Annotated in this window: 17 protein-coding genes and 8 tRNA genes; 24 read left to right on the forward strand and 1 reads right to left on the reverse strand. The window is 48.3% G+C overall.

All coding sequences use genetic code 11. From position 1 onward, the window contains the following. Positions 1 to 14: 14 nt before the first annotated feature. The 24 genes from KOG47_RS00005 to KOG47_RS00120 all read left to right on the forward strand — a co-directional run bounded on the left by KOG47_RS00005 (position 15) and on the right by KOG47_RS00120 (position 16755). A tRNA-Asn gene (locus tag KOG47_RS00005) sits at positions 15 to 89 on the forward strand. A 5-nt stretch (positions 90 to 94) separates the two neighbouring features. Beyond that, a tRNA-Glu gene (locus tag KOG47_RS00010) sits at positions 95 to 169 on the forward strand. Between the two features lie 4 nt (positions 170 to 173). Continuing rightward, positions 174 to 249, forward strand: a tRNA-Val gene (locus tag KOG47_RS00015). A 31-nt stretch (positions 250 to 280) separates the two neighbouring features. After that, positions 281 to 353 (forward strand) — tRNA-Thr (locus KOG47_RS00020). A gap of 6 nt (positions 354 to 359) precedes the next feature. After that, positions 360 to 443 (forward strand) — tRNA-Tyr (locus KOG47_RS00025). Positions 444 to 448: 5 nt separating this feature from the next. After that, positions 449 to 524, forward strand: a tRNA-Lys gene (locus KOG47_RS00030). Between the two features lie 6 nt (positions 525 to 530). Continuing rightward, positions 531 to 605 (forward strand) — tRNA-Gly (locus KOG47_RS00035). A gap of 18 nt (positions 606 to 623) precedes the next feature. Next, positions 624 to 699, forward strand: a tRNA-Ala gene (locus KOG47_RS00040). Positions 700 to 900: 201 nt separating this feature from the next. Further along, the gene (gene rocF, locus KOG47_RS00045) at positions 901 to 1803 is read left to right on the forward strand and encodes an arginase (RefSeq protein WP_074035370.1); all 903 of its coding nucleotides are present in this window, start codon (positions 901 to 903) and stop codon (positions 1801 to 1803) included. Between the two features lie 129 nt (positions 1804 to 1932). Continuing rightward, positions 1933 to 2508: an RNA polymerase sigma factor SigW gene (sigW, locus tag KOG47_RS00050; RefSeq protein ID WP_012727640.1), complete on the forward strand. Its 576-nt coding sequence runs from the start codon at positions 1933 to 1935 to the stop codon at positions 2506 to 2508. Next, positions 2505 to 3140 (forward strand): RseA family anti-sigma factor, encoded by a 636-nt coding sequence (locus tag KOG47_RS00055; RefSeq protein ID WP_211782062.1) that lies wholly within the window; start codon positions 2505 to 2507, stop codon positions 3138 to 3140. The genes sigW and KOG47_RS00055 overlap by 4 nt, the downstream gene beginning before the upstream one ends. A 127-nt stretch (positions 3141 to 3267) precedes the next feature. Continuing rightward, complete coding sequence (gene cdaA, locus KOG47_RS00060) at positions 3268 to 4128, forward strand: diadenylate cyclase CdaA (RefSeq protein ID WP_012727638.1); 861 nt, start codon at positions 3268 to 3270, stop codon at positions 4126 to 4128. Beyond that, positions 4129 to 5409 carry a CdaR family protein gene (locus KOG47_RS00065; protein ID WP_196431523.1) on the forward strand — a complete coding sequence of 427 codons (1281 nt, stop codon included), beginning with the start codon at positions 4129 to 4131 and terminating at the stop codon, positions 5407 to 5409. A gap of 36 nt (positions 5410 to 5445) precedes the next feature. Next, on the forward strand, positions 5446 to 6804 hold the full coding sequence (glmM, locus tag KOG47_RS00070; RefSeq protein WP_078147859.1) for a phosphoglucosamine mutase: 1359 nt from the start codon (positions 5446 to 5448) through the stop codon (positions 6802 to 6804). A gap of 358 nt (positions 6805 to 7162) precedes the next feature. Then, the gene (gene glmS / locus KOG47_RS00075) at positions 7163 to 8959 is read left to right on the forward strand and encodes a glutamine--fructose-6-phosphate transaminase (isomerizing) (protein WP_159563147.1); all 1797 of its coding nucleotides are present in this window, start codon (positions 7163 to 7165) and stop codon (positions 8957 to 8959) included. A 140-nt stretch (positions 8960 to 9099) separates the two neighbouring features. After that, complete coding sequence (locus KOG47_RS00080; protein ID WP_215243555.1) at positions 9100 to 9663, forward strand: YdhK family protein; 564 nt, start codon at positions 9100 to 9102, stop codon at positions 9661 to 9663. 115 nt (positions 9664 to 9778) lie between these two features. Continuing rightward, positions 9779 to 10258, forward strand: a complete 480-nt coding sequence (locus KOG47_RS00085) for a DUF2975 domain-containing protein (RefSeq protein ID WP_078147856.1) — start codon at positions 9779 to 9781, stop codon at positions 10256 to 10258. A gap of 10 nt (positions 10259 to 10268) precedes the next feature. Then, positions 10269 to 10487, forward strand: coding sequence for a helix-turn-helix domain-containing protein (locus KOG47_RS00090; protein ID WP_012727632.1), 219 nt, complete (start codon positions 10269 to 10271; stop codon positions 10485 to 10487). Positions 10488 to 10568: 81 nt separating this feature from the next. Next, the gene (locus tag KOG47_RS00095) at positions 10569 to 11255 is read left to right on the forward strand and encodes a DUF975 family protein (protein ID WP_215243556.1); all 687 of its coding nucleotides are present in this window, start codon (positions 10569 to 10571) and stop codon (positions 11253 to 11255) included. A gap of 69 nt (positions 11256 to 11324) precedes the next feature. Then, a complete protein-coding gene (locus KOG47_RS00100) occupies positions 11325 to 12281 on the forward strand; it encodes an NAD(P)/FAD-dependent oxidoreductase (protein WP_215243557.1) in 957 nt (318 codons plus the stop codon). A gap of 85 nt (positions 12282 to 12366) precedes the next feature. Continuing rightward, positions 12367 to 12810: a MarR family winged helix-turn-helix transcriptional regulator gene (locus tag KOG47_RS00105; protein WP_078147853.1), complete on the forward strand. Its 444-nt coding sequence runs from the start codon at positions 12367 to 12369 to the stop codon at positions 12808 to 12810. 3 nt (positions 12811 to 12813) lie between these two features. Then, on the forward strand, positions 12814 to 15468 hold the full coding sequence (locus KOG47_RS00110) for an MMPL family transporter (protein WP_215243558.1): 2655 nt from the start codon (positions 12814 to 12816) through the stop codon (positions 15466 to 15468). A gap of 103 nt (positions 15469 to 15571) precedes the next feature. Further along, a complete protein-coding gene (locus KOG47_RS00115) occupies positions 15572 to 15856 on the forward strand; it encodes a putative quinol monooxygenase (protein WP_215243559.1) in 285 nt (94 codons plus the stop codon). A 14-nt stretch (positions 15857 to 15870) separates the two neighbouring features. Beyond that, positions 15871 to 16755: a VOC family protein gene (locus tag KOG47_RS00120; protein WP_215243560.1), complete on the forward strand. Its 885-nt coding sequence runs from the start codon at positions 15871 to 15873 to the stop codon at positions 16753 to 16755. Between the two features lie 35 nt (positions 16756 to 16790). Here KOG47_RS00120 and KOG47_RS00125 read toward each other — a convergent pair whose 3' ends face one another. Continuing rightward, positions 16791 to 18605 (reverse strand): LTA synthase family protein, encoded by a 1815-nt coding sequence (locus KOG47_RS00125; protein WP_214690344.1) that lies wholly within the window; start codon positions 18603 to 18605, stop codon positions 16791 to 16793. Position 18606 lies beyond the last annotated feature (1 nt).

Here is an 18606-nt window from a genome sequence, read left to right on the forward strand (position 1 = left end):
CCAGGCAAGATCGTTCCGCAATAGCTCAGTGGTAGAGCAACCGGCTGTTAACCGGTAGGTCGTAGGTTCAAATCCTACTTGCGGAGCCAATTTAGGCCCGTTGGTCAAGCGGTTAAGACACCGCCCTTTCACGGCGGTAACACGGGTTCGAATCCCGTACGGGTCACCAATATGGAGGATTAGCTCAGCTGGGAGAGCACCTGCCTTACAAGCAGGGGGTCGGCGGTTCGATCCCGTCATCCTCCACCATCTTTATTTATTACATCAAACCTATATATATGCCGGTGTAGCTCAGTTGGTAGAGCATCTGACTTGTAATCAGAGGGTCGAGGGTTCGAATCCTTTCGCCGGCACTCCTCGGGGGGGTAGCGAAGTGGCTAAACGCGGCGGACTGTAAATCCGCTCCTTCGGGTTCGGCGGTTCGAATCCGCCCCCCCCCACCAGGTTTGAGCCATTAGCTCAGTTGGTAGAGCATCTGACTTTTAATCAGAGGGTCGCAGGTTCGAGCCCTGCATGGCTCACCATTTTTTGCGGAAGTAGTTCAGTGGTAGAATACGACCTTGCCAAGGTCGGGGTCGCGGGTTCGAATCCCGTCTTCCGCTCCATATTCTTATCCCTGTATTGGGGCCTTAGCTCAGCTGGGAGAGCGCCTGCCTTGCACGCAGGAGGTCAGCGGTTCGATCCCGCTAGGCTCCACCATATGTTTTTTTCTTAAGTTAGTGATGACTTAAGTTTTTTTTTGCCTAAAACCATGAACCATTCAATTGAGAGTACAGAGAAAGGCAGCCTGCCACCATTCAGGCTGCCTTTTTGCATGTTTATTCATAATATTGCCGAGTTGAACCAAACAAATGATAGCGTTTACAATTTAATTATTAAGCGTATAAAGGGGGAATGGCGATGCAATGGTCATATATTCACGTGCCGCTGCGTTACGGTCAGGGGAAATTAGGGGTCGATCAAGGACCGACAAAGTTAAATGAAATGGGGATGCAACAACTTCTTCCGACAGAAACGGTCAAACATACGATTCGTGTCTTGCCAGAATCTGAAATTCGAGAAAATGAAGAACACTTAAAACGGGTTGATGGTGTCTTGCATACCGTCACGGAATTGGCAGAAGTCGTACATCGTGAAATTTCGGAAAATCGATTCCCTTTGATCGTTGGGGGCGATCATAGTATGGCAATCGGTACTCTTGCTGGATTGGCTCAAACAGGTCCTTATGGAGTCATTTGGGTGGATGCTCACGCTGACTTAAATACAGGCGAAACATCACCGTCGGGGAATATTCACGGAATGCCACTTGCGGCAGCGATGGGGATGGGCGACGTGCGTCTGACAGAAGTGGGTGGACGTGATCCGAAGCTATCACCAGAGCATTTAGTTTATATTGCCCTGCGTGATATCGATGAAGGAGAAATGAATGAAATCAATCGACTCGGCATCAAAGTCATTACAGTAGAAGAAGTACGTACGCGTGGCGTAGATGTCATCATGAAAGAGTCATTGAGTTATCTTCGTGAACGAGTAGACCGTTTTTATATCAGTTTCGATATGGATAGTCTCGATGCATCCCTCGTTCCTGGAACAGGTACACCGGTTGACGGCGGTTTAACAGAAGTCGAAGCCAAAGCGATTTTAAAAGAAGCGATGCAAGCAGAAGACTTGATCGCAGTAGAGCTCGTCGAGTTAAATCCGGCATTAGACCGGGATGACGTGACGGCTCAGTTGGCCTATCGCTTATGTGAAACGATTATAAAATCTAAAGAAAACCTGTTATTGGAAGGCGAAACCGTCTGATTTCCTTACAGTTTCCAAACCCGTTTGCTACAATGGGGATGGAAACTTTTTTTGATTTTTTGAAACCATTTCAATATCAAGACGTATATAGAGATGACCGCATGTGTAGCGGAGAGGGGAAGTGGATTGATGGAACGGCTGACCACCCGTTTGGTTGATGAATTGAGGGCGGGGAATCACGATTCGTTTGCCGAACTGGTAGAACTATACAAGGATGGCGTCTTTGCAATCGCCTATAAAATTTTGTATGATCGTGGCGAAGCAGAGGACGCTGCCCAAGAGGCGTTCATTCGTGCCTATACACGAATCGATACGTATGACGCGCAATATAAGTTCAAAACATGGCTCTATCGAATCACGACAAACGTTGCCATCGATCGCTTGAGGAAGCGGAAGCCGGAATATTCGATGGATGCCGAAATTGCGGGTACAGACGGTTTGACTTATCAAGACCACTTAGCTGATGAAGCGCCCCAACCCGATGCCCAAGTGGTTCATCGCGAAATTCGAAGTGAAATGCATGAGGCAATCAAGCAACTTCCAGACAAATATCGCATTCCGTTATTATTAAAATATGTGGATGATTTGTCGCTTAAAGAAATCAGCGTGATGATCGACATGCCGGTCGCAACGGTTAAGACAAGGATCTTCCGGGGAAGAGAAATGTTAAAAACAATCTTTCAAAATAGGGAGGGGTTCAATTGACTCCTGAAGAAAAAGTACAACAATATTTGGAAGATGGCGTTTTGCCCGAAGAATCTGACGAATTGCGTCAATTGTTAGAGGACGATGAATTATATGAATCGTATCTACAATATGAACGAATCGACGCAGAACTGAAAGCATTGCCTCGTCCAAAGTTATCAGCAGATTTTACGGCCCGAGTGATGGCCGCTTTACCTGAAACTCCTGCACAGACAGCACCTGATTCCGTCGTACCGTTATCAAAACCGGTTCGAAAAGAACGCAAACCGCACTCGAAACAAATGCTATGGTTGCAACGGCACCCAGGTTTGATTGCGGCCGTACTGTTCTTTAGTTTGATGTCTAGTGCGACACTCGGACTATGGAGCAGCGCTTCAGAGACGATGACCTATACAAAAGTACCAGGTGTGATCGTATCTGAGAATGAAGTCATTGTCCCGGCCGGTGTCACGGTTGAAAAAGACATCACGGTCCAAGGTGGCGATTTACGGATTGAAGGTACCGTCAATGGAAACGCGACAGCCGTCAATGGTCGTGCCTATTTAGCAAGTGCCGGTCAAGTGACAGGTGAACTCGAACAGATCGATCAGATGTTCGAATGGATTTGGTACTCGATGAAACAACTTTTCTAAAGACGCTTCCGGCGTCTTTTTTTCGTTTCAATCTGGTTTCGTTTTGACGTGACGCAATGCGTATCTATAGAAATGATGATATAATGGAATTTGCACGATTTAGCTAGGTAGTTGAGGAGGGGAGCATTTGCCGCTACTTGAACAAGTATCATTTTTCTCATTTTTAAATCTTTCAGAAAACGTACATTGGTACGATTATTTGAATGATGTTTTAGATATCGTCGTCGTCACGTATGTCATTTATAAGTTGATGATGATTGTGCGTGGGACAAAAGCAGTACAATTAATTAAAGGGATTTCCATCATTCTAGTCAGTTGGTTCTTGAGCGGTTTCTTTGGATTGAAGACGCTCCAGTTCTTGCTAAATCAGGTGATCACGTACGGTCTCCTCGGAATTATCATCATTTTTCAGCCAGAGTTGAGACGTGGTCTTGAACATCTCGGACGAACGAGTAACTTATTCAGTCGTACGGGAACAAGTGATGAGGAGCAACAACGACAAATGATTGAAGCCATCGTCAGTTCCGCACAGTACATGTCAAAACGGCGAATCGGTGCATTGATTGCGATTGAACGTGATACGGGATTGAACGAATATGTGGAGACCGGCATTCGTATGGATTCGCATATCACATCTCAGTTGATTATTAACTTATTCATTCCGAATACGCCGCTTCATGATGGCGCGATGATTATTCAGGACGGGAAAATTGCGGCGGCAGCTTGCTATTTACCGCTTTCGGAAAGCCCGCACATCGATAAAGCACTCGGGACACGTCACCGAGCAGCCATCGGGGTCAGTGAAGTGACGGATAGCGTCACTCTTACCGTCTCAGAAGAAACGGGAGCAGTCTCACTTGCAATCGCGGGCCGCTTGTATCGGGAACTAGACGAAGAAGCGCTTCGCAATAAATTAATTCAAGAACTCGTCATCGAAGAAAAAGAGGCGACCCTCTCGTTCTTCGGCAAAAAAGGAGGGGATAAGTAAGTGATTGATCAGTGGTTACAACATAAGTGGTTTCTCCGCTTCATCGCACTTGCTTTAGCCGTCCTTTTATACTTAATGGTCGCTGAGACCAGTTCTTCGAATAACGCATCTAGCGCATTGCCAATCGTCGGACAAAGTTCCATGACGCTCGATGTGCCGGTCGAAGTGTTTTTTGATGAGGTCCAGTATGTCGCATATAATGTTCCGGAAGAGATGGGTGTCGAGCTTCAAGGGCCATCTAGTAGTTTAACGATGACGAAATTGGTGAAAGATTATCAAGTGTTCGTCGATTTGACCAATCTTGGCACCGGATTCCATCGTGTCCCGGTCGAAGCGCGTGGATTCGGCGGAGACGTCAATGTCAAACTAGATCGAGAGACTGTCGAAATCTATATCGATCGGAAACAAACGATTGAAGTCCCTGTGTCCGTGAATCTGTTGAACAAAGATCAATTACCGGACGGAAAAGTCGCGGGCGATGTCGAAATCGAACCGTCGACTGTAAAAGTCACAGGTGGTGCGAGTCGGATTCAAAACGTCAAAGAAATCACGTTGAATGTGGATGTTGCCAATCAAAGTCAGACGTTCACACGAGAAATTCCACCGACCATTTTAGATGCGAATGGAAATCCGTTGAACGTGTCGGTCGATCCGAATATCATCAATGTCACCGTACCGATTTATGACGAGAGCGCGATGATTCCAATCGAGGTCGTCACGAGCGGAGAGGTGGCAGACGATTTCCGCTTAGTTGATACGTTGCTAGGTGAGACGGAAGTCCGTGTCTTTGCACCAAAAGCGGTGCTAGATGAACTCCAGCAAGTGGAGACAGAACCGATTGAACTTGACGATTTAACGAAGTCGGGAAAAGTGACCGCTACCCTTCGTCTTCCGGAAGGAGTGACTTCACTCGGTAAAAAAGAAGTAGAAGTCCAGGTGCTCGTTCGTCCAAATGATGAGACGAAAGATGACACGGGTGAATTGACAGAGCGGATTCGGTTGACCGTCCCCATCACTGTCCGTGGATATGACCGGACGAATTACACGATTCAAACGCAAGAAGTGGTCAGCGTGACGCTCTCGGGCAAACGTTCCCTTCTTGAAAGCATCTCATCAAACAGTGTCAACGTGACGTTAGATCTTACCGGATTGCCGAGCGGAACACATGCGGTCGATGCAGATTATGAAGTACCAAAAGGCGTGACCGTGATCTCGCCAAAGACAATCGATGTTCAATTGACGAGTGTCGATGAAGAAACAGAAACATCTTCCATTCAATAAAGATGTTCAATCATACAAAAGTGAGGATTTAATCTTATGGGTAAATATTTTGGAACAGATGGAGTTCGCGGTGTTGCCAACTCTGAGTTAACTGCGGAATTAGCATATCGTTTAGGTCGTGCGGGTGGCTACGTGTTGTCGAAACATTTGCCAGAAGGCGAGCAGCCGAAAGTGTTGATCGGTCGTGACACACGGATTTCGGGACATATGCTTGAAGGTGCATTGATTGCGGGTCTTCTCTCAATCGGTGCAGAAGTGATGCGTCTCGGTGTCATTTCAACACCTGGAGTCGCTTACTTGACGAAATCGCTCGACGCGACGGCAGGTGTCATGATTTCAGCATCGCATAACCCTGTGGCGGATAACGGAATCAAATTCTTCGGTAGCGATGGTTTCAAATTAGACGATGCGACCGAGCAAGAAATTGAAGACATCTTAGATGCTGCGGAAGATACGCTCCCGCGTCCGACAGGTAAAGATCTCGGTTTCGTATCGGATTACTACGAAGGCGCGCAAAAGTATCTTCAAATGTTGAAACAAACGGTAGAAGAAGATTTTGATGGTCTTCACATCGCACTCGACTGTGCACATGGAGCGACGAGTGGCCTTGCGGCTCGACTGTTTGCAGACTTAGAAGCAAACGTGTCGACGATCGGAAACTCGCCAAACGGTTTAAATATCAATGAAGGTGTCGGGTCGACACACCCTGAGCATTTGGCTGAATTCGTCCGTGAAAAAGGAGCGGACATGGGCCTTGCCTTTGATGGGGATGGAGACCGTTTGATTGCGATTGACGAGAACGGTGAAATCGTCGACGGAGACAAGATCATGTATATTTGCGGGAAATACTTGAGTGAAAAAGGGCGTCTCAAAGACAACACGATTGTCGCGACGGTCATGAGTAACCTCGGTTTCCATAAAGCTGTTGAAGAAGCGGGCATGACGGCGCTTCAAACAGCAGTTGGCGACCGCTATGTCGTTGAAGAAATGAAAAAACATCAATATACACTCGGTGGCGAACAATCAGGTCATTTGATTTTCCTCGATCACTCGACAACGGGTGACGGTATGTTATCTGGTGTGCAATTGGCAGAAATCGTGAAATCGACAGGGCGTAAACTGTCTGAATTAGCGGCAGAGATGCCAGTTTATCCGCAAAAGCTCGTGAACATTCGTGTGACGAATAAAAACGATGCGATGAACGGAGAGCGTGTCTTGGCAACGATTCAAGAAGCGGAAGCGGAAATGGCCGGAAACGGTCGAATCCTCGTCCGTGCATCAGGTACAGAACCACTTGTTCGTGTCATGGCTGAAGCCCCGACAGCGGAAGAGTGTGACCGTTACGTTGAAAAAATCGCACAAGTCGTACGCGAAGATTACGGTGTAGACGGATAAAATTTTCAAAACCGGGAATAACACAAGGGAATCCACATCGGATTCCCTTTTTGTTTCCGTTTTGTCATCGAGAAAACAGCGGATTTTCTTGACGAATGGGGGTGTGATTTGTACTATTAAGAGCGTGACCTTGGAAACGGAAGGACACAAGAGTACGAACAAGCGCCAGAACTCTGCGGAGTTGACGAGGTTGGAGGTTATCGAGATTTCGGCGGATGCCTCCTCGTCGCCTGTCACGACGACAAACATGCTTTTAAAACGCCCGGGCGACCGGACGGACAAAGAAGCGTGTACTGACAGCTCTTAGAAAAAGCCCGTTTCCTTTTTCGAGAAATCGAAGAATAGAGGAGATTTGTTTATGTGTGGAATTGTAGGAATGATTGGGAATACCGGAGCGAAGGAAGTCCTTCTCAAAGGTCTTGAAAAACTCGAGTACCGTGGTTATGACTCGGCAGGTCTTGCGTTGATGCATGAGAATGTCAACGTTCACAAAGAAGTCGGTCGCATTGCTGCGCTACGCGAAATCATCCCAGCAGAAGTAGACGGCACGATTGGAATCGGCCACACACGTTGGGCAACACACGGGGTACCGAGCGTACCGAACGCCCACCCGCACCAAAGCACGACAGGACGCTTCACGCTCGTGCATAACGGCGTAATCGAGAACGACGAGCTCATCAAGAAGACGCTCGACGTTCCGTTCCTTTCAGAGACGGACACGGAAGTCATCGTCCAGCTCATGGAGAAGCACTTCGTCGAGCTCGGTGATGTCGAGGCGGCGTTCCGCAAGACGCTTTCGGACCTCCACGGTTCGTACGCGATCGCGATGATCGACTCAGAGGACAAAGAACGCCTCTATATCGGGAAGAACAAGTCACCGCTCCTCGTCGGACTCGGGGACGGCACGTTCAACGTCGTCGCATCAGACGCGATGGCGATGCTCCAGGTGACAGACCAGTACCTCGAGCTCCACGACGGTGAAATCGTCATCCTCACACGTGAGGCGGCGACGATTAAGACGCTCGACGGCGAAGTACTCGAGCGTGCACCATACACGGCCGAAATCGATGCGTCAGACATCGAGAAGGGCACGTACGCGCACTACATGTTGAAAGAGATGGACGAACAGCCAGCCGTCATCCGTAACATCATCCAGCACTACCAGAACGAGAACGGCGACATCGAGCTCGCAGAAGGCGTGCGTGAACTCGTCTCGGAAGCAGACCGCGTCTATATCGTCGCATGTGGTACAAGTTACCACGCTGGTCTTGTCGGGAAGCAATTGATCGAGCGCGTTGCAGGTGTACCGACTGAAGTACACGTCGCATCAGAGTTCGGTTACAACATGCCACTTTTGACAGAGAAGCCACTCTTCCTCTTCATCTCACAATCAGGTGAGACAGCGGACAGCCGTGCCGTCCTCGTCGAAGTGAAAAAATTGGGCCATAAAGCGCTCACGTTAACGAACGTGGCAGGATCGACATTGTCACGTGAAGCGAACGAGACGATGCTCCTCCACGCAGGACCAGAGATCGCGGTCGCCTCGACGAAAGCATACACGGCACAGATTGCCGTCCTCGCGATTCTCGCGTATGACATCGCTCGTGCGAACGGGAAGAAACTTCCGTTTGATCTCATGCAAGAACTTGCACTCGTTGCGACAACGATGGACTCGATCATGGCACAAAAAGAAATCTTTGAAGAGCTTGCAGACAAGTTCTTGAAAGAGTCACGTAACGCATTCTTCCTCGGACGTGGATTGGATTCATATGTAGGTCTCGAAGGCGCATTGAAGCTGAAAGAAATCTCATATATCCAAGCAGAAGGATACCCAGGTGGGGAACTCAAACACGGTCCAATCGCCTTGATTGAAGACGGGACACCGGTCATCACGCTCGTGTCTCAACCGAACACACACCTCAACATCCGTGGAAACATCAAAGAAGTTGTGGCGCGTGGTGCCATCGCATGTACGATTTCAATGGAAGGAATGGAACACGAGAACGACGCATTCGTTCTTCCACGTGTTGAACCACTTCTCACGCCACTCGTGACGGTTCTTCCACTTCAACTCATCTCGTACTATGCAGCACTTGCTCGTGACTGCGATGTCGACAAGCCACGTAACTTGGCGAAGTCTGTAACGGTTGAATAATGTTCAAGACCAAAATCTTTCGGGATTTTGGTCTTTTTTGTTGCAATGAGTTAACAAATCATCGTAATGTTCTCAAATATGTCTGTTCATTCTCCGGAACGGGTACACTCAACATGAAAATGAAGAGAAGGAGAGATTCGATGAAACAGAAGAAATGGATGACAGGTCTCGGTGTCATGATTCTCGCGACATCATTGGCCGCTTGTGGGGATACGGCAGAGGACACATCGATGGAGATGTCAGAAGAGCAAAGCATGGACCATTCAGCGATGGATCACTCCGGGTCTGGAGAAGTTCCAGACGGGCTGATGGAAGCCAGTGATCCGACTTTTCCAGTCGGATCAACCGCGATGATGACAGCGGATCACATGCCAGGGATGGAAGGTGTGGAGGCCACGATTGTCGGTGCGTACGATACGACCGTCTACGCCGTCAGCTATACACCGACAACAGGCGGTGACCCGGTAGAGGATCACAAATGGGTGATTCACGAAGAATTGGACAATCCAGATGAGGAACCGTTGTCTGAAGGGGATGAGGTCGTATTGGCCGCCGACCATATGGAAGGGATGGACGGCGCAGAAGCGACAATCGATACAGTGGAAGAGACGACCGTTTACATGGTTGATTACACGACCGAAGACGGGGAAGAGGTCACAAACCATAAATGGGTGACCGAAAGTGAATTAGAAGCAATGAAATGAATGTGATAGACCTCGAGTACATCTCGTGGTCTATTTTTTTCGATAAATATTTATTGATAAACAATAAATCATAGCATATGATAAAGAAAATAAAACTAAATGAGGTGTTTGGCAGATGAAACGGGAAACCATCTTTTTGAAACTAGCAGTGATTGTCTTGTCGCTCCCGATTCTCGCGGCCTGTATCTTTTTACTCCCTTTCCTTTGGCGAGAGGCGGTGGAGAGCGGAGGATGGATTGCAAATTCGATGCGACCGATTATTGGAGGGATGTATGTAGCAGCGATTCCCTTTTTCGTTGCCTTGTCACAGTCATTCATCTTACTTGGATTGATTGATCGGAATGAGGCATTCTCCTATCGGTCGGTGAAAGCACTTCGTGTCATTAAATATTGTGCGTTGACCATCACGGCCATCTATATGGCGACACTCCCGTTCTTCTATTGGTTCGCTGAGCGAGACGACTCGCCAGGATTTTTAGTCATCGGATTCGTCTTCGTATTCGCCGCATTTGTCATTGCGGTTTTCGCTGAGTTGTTACAGAAACTATTGAAGCGCGCCATCGACATGAAACAAGAAATCGATTTGACGGTATGAGGTGAGAGAAATGGCGATGATTGTGAATCTGGATGTGATGTTGGCGAAACGGAAAATGAGTGTGACGGAACTGTCGGAACGAGTCGGGATCACGATGGCGAACTTATCGATATTGAAAAACGGAAAGGCCAAAGCGATTCGTTTCTCGACACTTGAAGCGATTTGCGAAGCACTCGACTGTCAGCCGGGAGACATATTGGAATATCGAGCGGACGAACGAGCAGAGTGAATCTCTGCTTTTTTATATGAATTTGAAACGTGTGCTTACTATGCTCCGTATATAAAAGTATCAGTCAGGGGGAGATGTAGAATGATTCAAACATGGACAGAACGGACACATGATGCCTTGAAAGGAAAAACGGGGAAACTCATCGGTTGGTCTTTTGCAATGGCGATTTTAGTAGAAGTGTGGCTTATGATAGATCCGACGTATTACGGCATCCAACACAGTTCTACTATTCTTATGATGACCAGTGTGGTTGGACTCATCCTATATGTGATGTCTCTTCCAATGTATATCGGATACAGCTGGATCATTTTAGATACGGTGCGAAATAAGAAATTGCATTTTCAAGATGTATTTAAACCGTTTCGGAAGAATTACCGCTTAAATTTAGCCACATTCCTACTCATGGTTCTCTTCCAACTATTGTGGGGGCTGCTTCTAATCGTTCCAGGAATCATAAAGTACTTTTCTTACGCATTCACTTTCTTTATATTGCGAGATGAGCCTCATTTGTCCCCAACAGAAGCAATTACAAAATCTCGTGGGATGATGCGTGGACAGAAGTGGGAAGCATTTAAATTGATCCTGCCAATGATTCCGGTCTTTTTGACGGGTTTCACGTTAAGTATTGTTTTCAAATTACCGATTTTGTCATCCTGGTCGCTGTTAGTTGCGACTTCCCTTGTTCGCCCGTTAGTAGTTGCGCGCTTCGCTGTCATGTATGAAGATACGCGTCGGGCTTACGACGAACAATGGAACAAGCCAGCCTGAAGCATATCAAACAGAGGGTAAATTGAAGGAACGTGCTACAATCTTCATGAAGAGAAAGGGGAATGCGGAATGAAGATTGGGATCATCGGGGCCGGTCTGAGCGGAATCATCGCAGCGCGTGAACTCGTGCGTCAAGGTCATGCCGTTGAACTGATTGAAAAGAGTCGAAGCGTCGGGGGACGCTTAGCGACGCGTCGAATCGGTGACGGACGGGCAGACCATGGAGCGGTATATTTCACGGTGCGTGGAAAAGAGCTCGAACGAGAGGTGCGGTCGTGGATGAATGTGAACTGGGTGCAAGTCTGGTATGCCGACCCTTATCCACGTTATGTCGCGATTAATGGGATGAATGCCCTCGCTAAGCGTTTAGCTGAAGATTTGACCGTACAGTTGAATGAACGAGTGGAGAACGTTCAAGTGGAAGAAGACGGAACCGTCACAGTCATGACAGACGTGACGACGCGTTCATATGATCGAGTCGTGATGACGGCACCGCTTCCACAGTCATTCGAACTACTAGGGAGTTTGGTCGACCAGATCAAGCCCGCGTTACGTCGTCTTATATATTCGCCGACGTTCGTCGGTCTTTTTGAATGTGCCGGTGATGTGCAGATTGGAGCAGACGGTATTCTCGATCAAGAACTGGTACCTGGTGTATTAAAAATCGTCGATAATCGGCAAAAAGGCATCTCTGCGACACCACTCGTAAGTGTCTATATGGAAGAGGCGTGGAGTGAGGACTGGTATGAGCGACCAGAAGCGGAGACACTTGCAGAAGTTGAGCGGTTATTCCGAGAGGAAGTTGGCGATATCAATCTCGTGTCAAAACAATTGAAACGCTGGCGTTACGCGCAAGCGAAAGACGTATGGCATGAACCGTTTTATCAAGTAAGCCGTCATCCCATCTATTTAGCAGGGGACATCTTCCTTGAGTCCGATGATCCATCCGGACGAACGCGATTCGAAAGTGCCTATCTGTCTGGGTTACGTGTGGCAGAAACCATCGAAAAGAACATGGACCGATAAGGGCACTCCTTATCGGTCTTTTTATTTGACGCCATTTAGTTTAGGGCATAAACTATAATCATCTAGTTTAGGGGGTAAACTAAAAATGAAAGCATTGATGCGCGAAGCGGTGCAGTTGTTTGAAGAAGTGATGTTCCATGGGACGGAACATGTCATCGAAGCGATGGAGGGAGACGTATGGCGCGAGTATTCGCGTGAACAGCTCCAACTGTTGAAGTTACTCGATCAGTTTGGACCAACTCCTGCTGGGCAATTGGCGCAAAAACAAGGTGTCCATAAAAGTGCGGTCTCGAATCGCCTGAAAAAGTTGGTCGAAAAAGGACTCGTCACGAGTCGACGAGGACAAGATCAACGGGAACGATTGATTGAATTGACCCCAGAAGGGAAACGGCTCGTCGAAGAAGTGGACGGTGCCGTCTATCGATATGTGGAATCCCTCATCGATGGAGAAGTAGACGAAATTGAAATCGAGCAGTTTGTTCGGACGTTCCGAAAAATAAAGCAATTGCTCCGAATCGGGGAGGAATAACACATGCATAAAATCATTCAATGGCGCTGGGGAATTTTCATTTCCCTCATCGTATTGACGGCAGCATTATTTGTCGCAGCACCGAACTTAACGAAACAAGCAGAAGAGGCAGGGAGCTTCCAACTTGCGGACGACATGGACTCACAACGCGCACAAGCGATTTTAGATGAAGCCGGGAAGAGTGACAAGACCATCTCCCTCGTCTATGAGTTTGAATCAATCGGAGAGACGGAGCGAACAGATGTCGCGCGTGTCATCGAAGAACTTAAACAAAATGAAACGGTCGTGACAGATGTTCTCGATCCGTTCGAAAACGAGGAGACAGAGGCACAGCTTGTCTCAGAAGACGGACGCATCGTCCTCGTCCCCATCACGGTAGAAGGTACGACGGAAGAAATCAATGCGTTTGCTGATGATGTCCGTGAAAACGTGCTCCCGCAAGAGGAGACAGTATATATCACCGGGGAAGAAATCATTAACAATGATGTGAATCTAAGTGCACAGGAAGGGTTGAAAAAGACAGAAATCATCACGGTCGTGTTGATTTTTGGATTACTCCTTCTCGTCTTCCGTTCCATCGTGACCCCGTTCATCCCGCTCATCGCGGTCGGATTCACTTATCTATTGAGTCAATCCTTTGTCGCGTTCTTCGTGGATTGGTTCGGGTTCCCGGTGTCCAACTACACGCAGATCTTCCTTGTCGCCATCTTGTTCGGGATTGGGACAGACTACTGTATCCTGCTTCTTAGCCGTTATAAAGAAGAACTCAGTGCAGGACATGCCATCGAAGACGCCATCGTCAATACGTACAAGACGGCAGGACGGACGGTCCTCATCAGTGGACTCGCGGTCTTCGTCGGTTTTGCCGCCATCGGATTTGCTGATTTTCCAATCTTCAAATCAGCGGTCGCCGTCGCAGTCGGGATTGCGGTGTTGCTGCTGATTCTTTTCACGGTCGTCCCGTTCTTTATGGCGACGCTCAAACAGCGGCTGTTTTGGCCGTCGAAGAAGGCAGGCGAGCATCATGACAGCAAGCTTTGGGCTAGCTTGAGCCGATTGTCGGTCAATCGCCCGTTCGTATCGATTTTGGTCGTCTGGTTGATCACAGTACCCGTCTTATTCACATATGACGATGCCCGTTCGTTCAATACGGTCGATGAGATTGGAGACGGGTACGATTCGGTTCGTGGACTGAATTTGATCTCAGAAGGGTTCGGTCAAGGGGAATCCCTTCCGGTACAAGTCATTTTGAGACAAGATCAAGCCATTACAGAATCAGAAGTTCCCTATATCGAAAAGTTTGCAAGTGAGCTTGAAAAAGTCGAAGGTGTGAATGGTGTCCGTGCGCTCACACGTCCTACTGGTGAAGTCATCGACGATTTTTATGTCGATACGCAGCTCAGTGAAGTCAGCGATGGCTTGTCTGAAGCGCAGACGGGTCTCGGGGATGTTCAAACTGGATTGGATGAGATTGAGCAAGGATTGAACGGGATTGTCGAGCAATTGCCAAGTGGTTCAACCAATGCCGGGGCACCGCTTGCAGAAGCAGCAGCGGGGCTGAATCAGTTGAATGGTCAACTTGGTCTCATTGGGCAAGGATTGACAGCGACTCAAAACATCCCGGCCGCAGTCGGACAGCTCGGTCAAGTATCAGCTGGCCTCACACAAATTGAGTCAGGAATCAACGAAGCGGCGTCCGCTTTAAATGCACAAGGTTCTCAGGTCGGTGAACTTGGTAGTGGGTTAGCGCAACTGGCGACAGGTGTCGCGGAAGCGAACGACGGGCTAGGGCAAATTGAGTCTGGTCTCGGCGAAGCCGTTTCATTCTTACAACAGTTGAGTGAAGCAGATGCGCTTCGGGAGACTGGTGTGTATCTTCCGGAAGGGACGCTCACATCGGATGAGTTCTCACCTGCTGTCGAACGCTATGTCTTCGATGAAGGAATGGCGACTCAGCTCGAGGTCGTCTTAGAGATGGACCCGTATTCGCCAGAAGCGATTGATACCGTCGAGACAATCAAAGAGACGATGAATCGTGCCGTGACGGGAACACCATATGCGGATGCGACCATCGGATATGCCGGGATTTCAAGTATCAATAGCGATTTAAATGAAACATCGACGAATGATTTCAATCGAACGGTAGCCATCATGCTCGTGACGTTGTTCATCGTTTTGACAGCGCTGTTCCGCTCGATGATCATGCCACTCTATATGATTGCTTCGCTTCTCTTGACGTACTATACGTCAGCGGCAATCACAGAGCTGATCTTTGTAGAAGGACTCGGCTATGACGGGATTAGCTGGGCCGTTCCGTTCTTTGGATTTGTCATGTTGATTGCCCTTGGAATTGACTACTCCATCTTCTTGTTAGATCGCTTCCGGGAAGAAACAATCAATGGGAAGACGGTCCGTGAGGCGCTCATCCACTCGATGACGAAGATGGGTACCGTCATTATGACAGCCGCGGTCATCCTCGCCGGGACGTTCGGTGCCATGATTCCGTCAGGCGTGCTCAGTCTCGTCCAGATCGCGACAATCGTCATCACCGGTTTGTTATTGTATGGCTTGATTGTGTTACCCCTCTTGATCCCAGCCATTACGATTTCATTTGGCGATGGTGTCTGGTGGCCATTCCAACAAAAGAAAAAGTCATAAGCAGAAACGGATGTCTCGTATGATGAGATATCCGTTTTTTGGGATAGATTGTAGTGGATTCGGGAACAGAAAGGCAGGTCCATTATCTAAGGAGGAATACTGTATGGAAATCGTCATTACTGCAATCTTGAAAGCCCATCCCGGAAAAGAAGAGGCGTTACGTGACGCGCTGTACCGTGTGATTCCGCCGTCGCGTGCGGAAGAAGGATGTCTCGCGTACGTTCTTCACGAGGCGATCGATTCACCAGGTACGTTTGTCTTCTATGAAAAGTATAAGGATGAAAATGCACTCAATCACCATATCCAGTCGTCGCACTATAAGGCGTATCGTGATGAAGCCGGAGAGCTTCTCGCCGTCCGTGAGGTCTATCGTTTGCATGAAGTCTGAAAGGAGATATTCTCATGATTACGCAACCCGTGATTCCATGTATTTGGTTTGAGCAGGACGTTGAAGAGATTGCCGAGTGGTATGTATCCATCTTTCCAGATTCGTTTGTCGACTATACGACGAGATTTTCAAGTTCACCAGCAGGCGATACGACGATTGTGACGCTATCACTCGCTGGACAATTCTTTCAGTTTCTTGGGGGAGGGACGGTGCAAGAACGGAATCCGTCCATTTCCTACATGGTGTCGCTTCCGACGCCGGAAGAAATCAATGCGCTATGGGAACGATTATCTGACGGAGCGGATATCTTGATTCCATTAGACACTTACGACTTCAGTCAGCGTTATGGGTGGTTGCAGGACCGCTACGGGGTTTCTTGGCAAATCATGCATGATGGCGGGATGGACATTCAGCTCGTGACGCCATGTCTATTGTTTGTCAAAGAAGCGTTCGGTCGTGCCGAGGCGGCGATGAACGATTGGATCTCTACTTTCAAAGATTCATATGTATTGGACGGACATACGGTACGATACACGGAAGAAGACGGGGACGAGCTTGACGGGAAAATCAACTATGCTCGTTTCGTCTTATCCGGTCGAGAATTTGTCGTGATGGACAGTAATGAAAATCATACATTTTCGTTTAACGAGACCCAGTCGCTCATCGCTTTTTGTGAGTCGCAAGAAGAAGTCGATTCGTACTGGGAGCGGCTATCGGCTGTACCGGAAGCAGAGGAGTGTGGTTGGCTGAAAGATCACTATGGCGTCTCCTGGCAAATCATCCCGTGGGAAATGGAAGAGATGATGACGGTAGGTTCGCAAGAGCAGATTGAACAGGTCGTACAGGCATGTCTGCCCATGAAAAAGCTTGATATCGCGACATTGCGTAAAGCTTACTGAACAAAACTCCCGAGACAAATAGCTCGGGAGTTTTTTCATGGACTCATTTGCGAGAGGGCATCTTTCTCGATGATGGTATCCGAGAGCCGGAGTTGACTGGCCGCGCGGTCGATGTAAGGGGCGCATCGATCGAATGCGACTTGTTCTTCCGTCTCAATGGAATAGCATGTGCCGTTACCAGCACGTTCGGTCAAGTCTGGTTCATAGTAATGATCTTCGTATCGGAAAGCGCCCGTCCGAAAGACGGTTAGATTTGACGTATCATTTAATAGGGAGTCGCCAAGCATATATGCTGGAGAGATTCCAAGTAAATCGAGAATCGTCGGGGCGATATCGATTTGTCCACCACTCGCCTCCATGACTTCTCCTGTCGTCGGTCCAGGTGGTTTGATGAAGAGAGGGACAGCACGGTCAAGTTGAAACGCGTCAACCGTCGAGTTCACTTCTTCGAGGGTAGCCATCTCTTCTCCTGGTGCCGTCAGACCGCTATCGTGGTCACCATACATGACGAGAAGCGTCTCATCCCAGAAACCATCTTGTTTCAATCGTTCGATGAACTGACCGACAGCGGCATCGACGAAATGAACGGTATGGTAATAGTTTTCGAGAAGGGGATCGTCGATATCAGATAGGTCCAACCGCTTCTCGTCTTCCGGGATATCGTACGGTGTATGACTCGTTAAAGCGACTAAAAATGCGTAAAATGGTTCATCCAACTCTTCCATAAATCCGACCGACGTATTTAAGAATTCCTGATCGTTGAGTGCCATCCCGATGATTCCTTGATCGGGGTAGTCTTTGTCGCTAAAGAAATGATTGAACCCGATATTGTCATAAAAGTCATCGCGATTCCAAAAGTCTTTTCGGAACGAATGCATGGCTGCCGTATCGTAGCCCGCCTCATTCAAGGATTGAGAGAGCGCGCTGAATTGATTTCCCGGGAAACGCGTGTAGACGGAACCAGATTTGACAGGATAAAGTGACGTGTTGACGATGAACTCTGCATCAGACGTTCGCCCTTCATGCGTTTGATGATACACGTTCGGGAAGTAAAGCATGTCACGTCGCAGTCGGTTCAAATTCGGGGTCAGTTCCTGTCCATCAATCTGTTGATCGATGACGGATGTTTGGAATGATTCGAGTTGTAAGACGATAACGTTCGTATCTGGACTTGGGGCACTTAATTCTTGATAAGAGAGTGCTTGAATTTGAGAACGCTCTTCGTCTGTCAGGGCTTCGTTCCATCCCATAGCACGTTCGACGCCTCGGGCGACATCCATCGCGTGATAGCCCCAAAATCCAAGATGATAGTATTCACGCATATTCGAGATGGGGTCATCTGCGATCCACTTTTCTCCACGCTGAAAACTGAGGGTGAGCGGGATTGTGAAGAGAAGGAATCCGAGTGCGAAGCCAGCGAGCGCCAATCGTCTTCCGTTCCGCTTCCCTTCACGGACAGGATGACGTTTCATATAACGCAAAATCAAACCGTAGATGATGAGGTCGATGAAGAAGAACGCATCGATTGGGCGGATGAGCGTCAAGAAGCCACCCCCGACATCTCCCATCTGCCCGATATCAGATAGTAAGGCGACGGATAATAAGTCTTCAAAATAGCGATAGTACCAGACGTCCGAGACGAGCAGGGTACTGTGCAGGAACAGAGAAACGTATAAAATCCATCGGCGGATCGGATAAGACACGGCGAGTGCCCAACTCGTCAGGAGCAAAATCGTCGCCAAATTGATGAGGAAAAACGAGAAGTCGAACGCCGTCGCGGTCAACCAGCTAAAAAAGAAGAGCTTTGCCAGAGAGAGTGACAAGTAGCTCCAATAATCGAGATATTTCATT

The sequence above is a fragment of the Exiguobacterium sp. s121 genome, from assembly GCF_018617245.1.
Taxonomy (GTDB): domain Bacteria; phylum Bacillota; class Bacilli; order Exiguobacteriales; family Exiguobacteriaceae; genus Exiguobacterium; species Exiguobacterium profundum.

What these genes read in the sequence shown, in the direction of transcription:
- sigW (WP_012727640.1), top strand. Translation starts at nt 1,933, where the DNA reads ATGGAACGGCTGACCACCCGTTTGGTTGATGAATTGAGGGCGGGGAAT.
- KOG47_RS00090 (WP_012727632.1), top strand. Translation starts at nt 10,269, where the DNA reads ATGGCGATGATTGTGAATCTGGATGTGATGTTGGCGAAACGGAAAATG.
- KOG47_RS00120 (WP_215243560.1), top strand. Translation starts at nt 15,871, where the DNA reads ATGATTACGCAACCCGTGATTCCATGTATTTGGTTTGAGCAGGACGTT.
- KOG47_RS00100 (WP_215243557.1), top strand. Translation starts at nt 11,325, where the DNA reads ATGAAGATTGGGATCATCGGGGCCGGTCTGAGCGGAATCATCGCAGCG.
- glmS (WP_159563147.1), top strand. Translation starts at nt 7,163, where the DNA reads ATGTGTGGAATTGTAGGAATGATTGGGAATACCGGAGCGAAGGAAGTC.
- glmM (WP_078147859.1), top strand. Translation starts at nt 5,446, where the DNA reads ATGGGTAAATATTTTGGAACAGATGGAGTTCGCGGTGTTGCCAACTCT.
- KOG47_RS00125 (WP_214690344.1), bottom strand. Translation starts at nt 18,605, where the DNA reads ATGAAATATCTCGATTATTGGAGCTACTTGTCACTCTCTCTGGCAAAG.
- KOG47_RS00115 (WP_215243559.1), top strand. Translation starts at nt 15,572, where the DNA reads ATGGAAATCGTCATTACTGCAATCTTGAAAGCCCATCCCGGAAAAGAA.
- KOG47_RS00095 (WP_215243556.1), top strand. Translation starts at nt 10,569, where the DNA reads ATGATTCAAACATGGACAGAACGGACACATGATGCCTTGAAAGGAAAA.
- KOG47_RS00080 (WP_215243555.1), top strand. Translation starts at nt 9,100, where the DNA reads ATGAAACAGAAGAAATGGATGACAGGTCTCGGTGTCATGATTCTCGCG.
- KOG47_RS00085 (WP_078147856.1), top strand. Translation starts at nt 9,779, where the DNA reads ATGAAACGGGAAACCATCTTTTTGAAACTAGCAGTGATTGTCTTGTCG.
- KOG47_RS00110 (WP_215243558.1), top strand. Translation starts at nt 12,814, where the DNA reads ATGCATAAAATCATTCAATGGCGCTGGGGAATTTTCATTTCCCTCATC.
- rocF (WP_074035370.1), top strand. Translation starts at nt 901, where the DNA reads ATGCAATGGTCATATATTCACGTGCCGCTGCGTTACGGTCAGGGGAAA.
- KOG47_RS00105 (WP_078147853.1), top strand. Translation starts at nt 12,367, where the DNA reads ATGAAAGCATTGATGCGCGAAGCGGTGCAGTTGTTTGAAGAAGTGATG.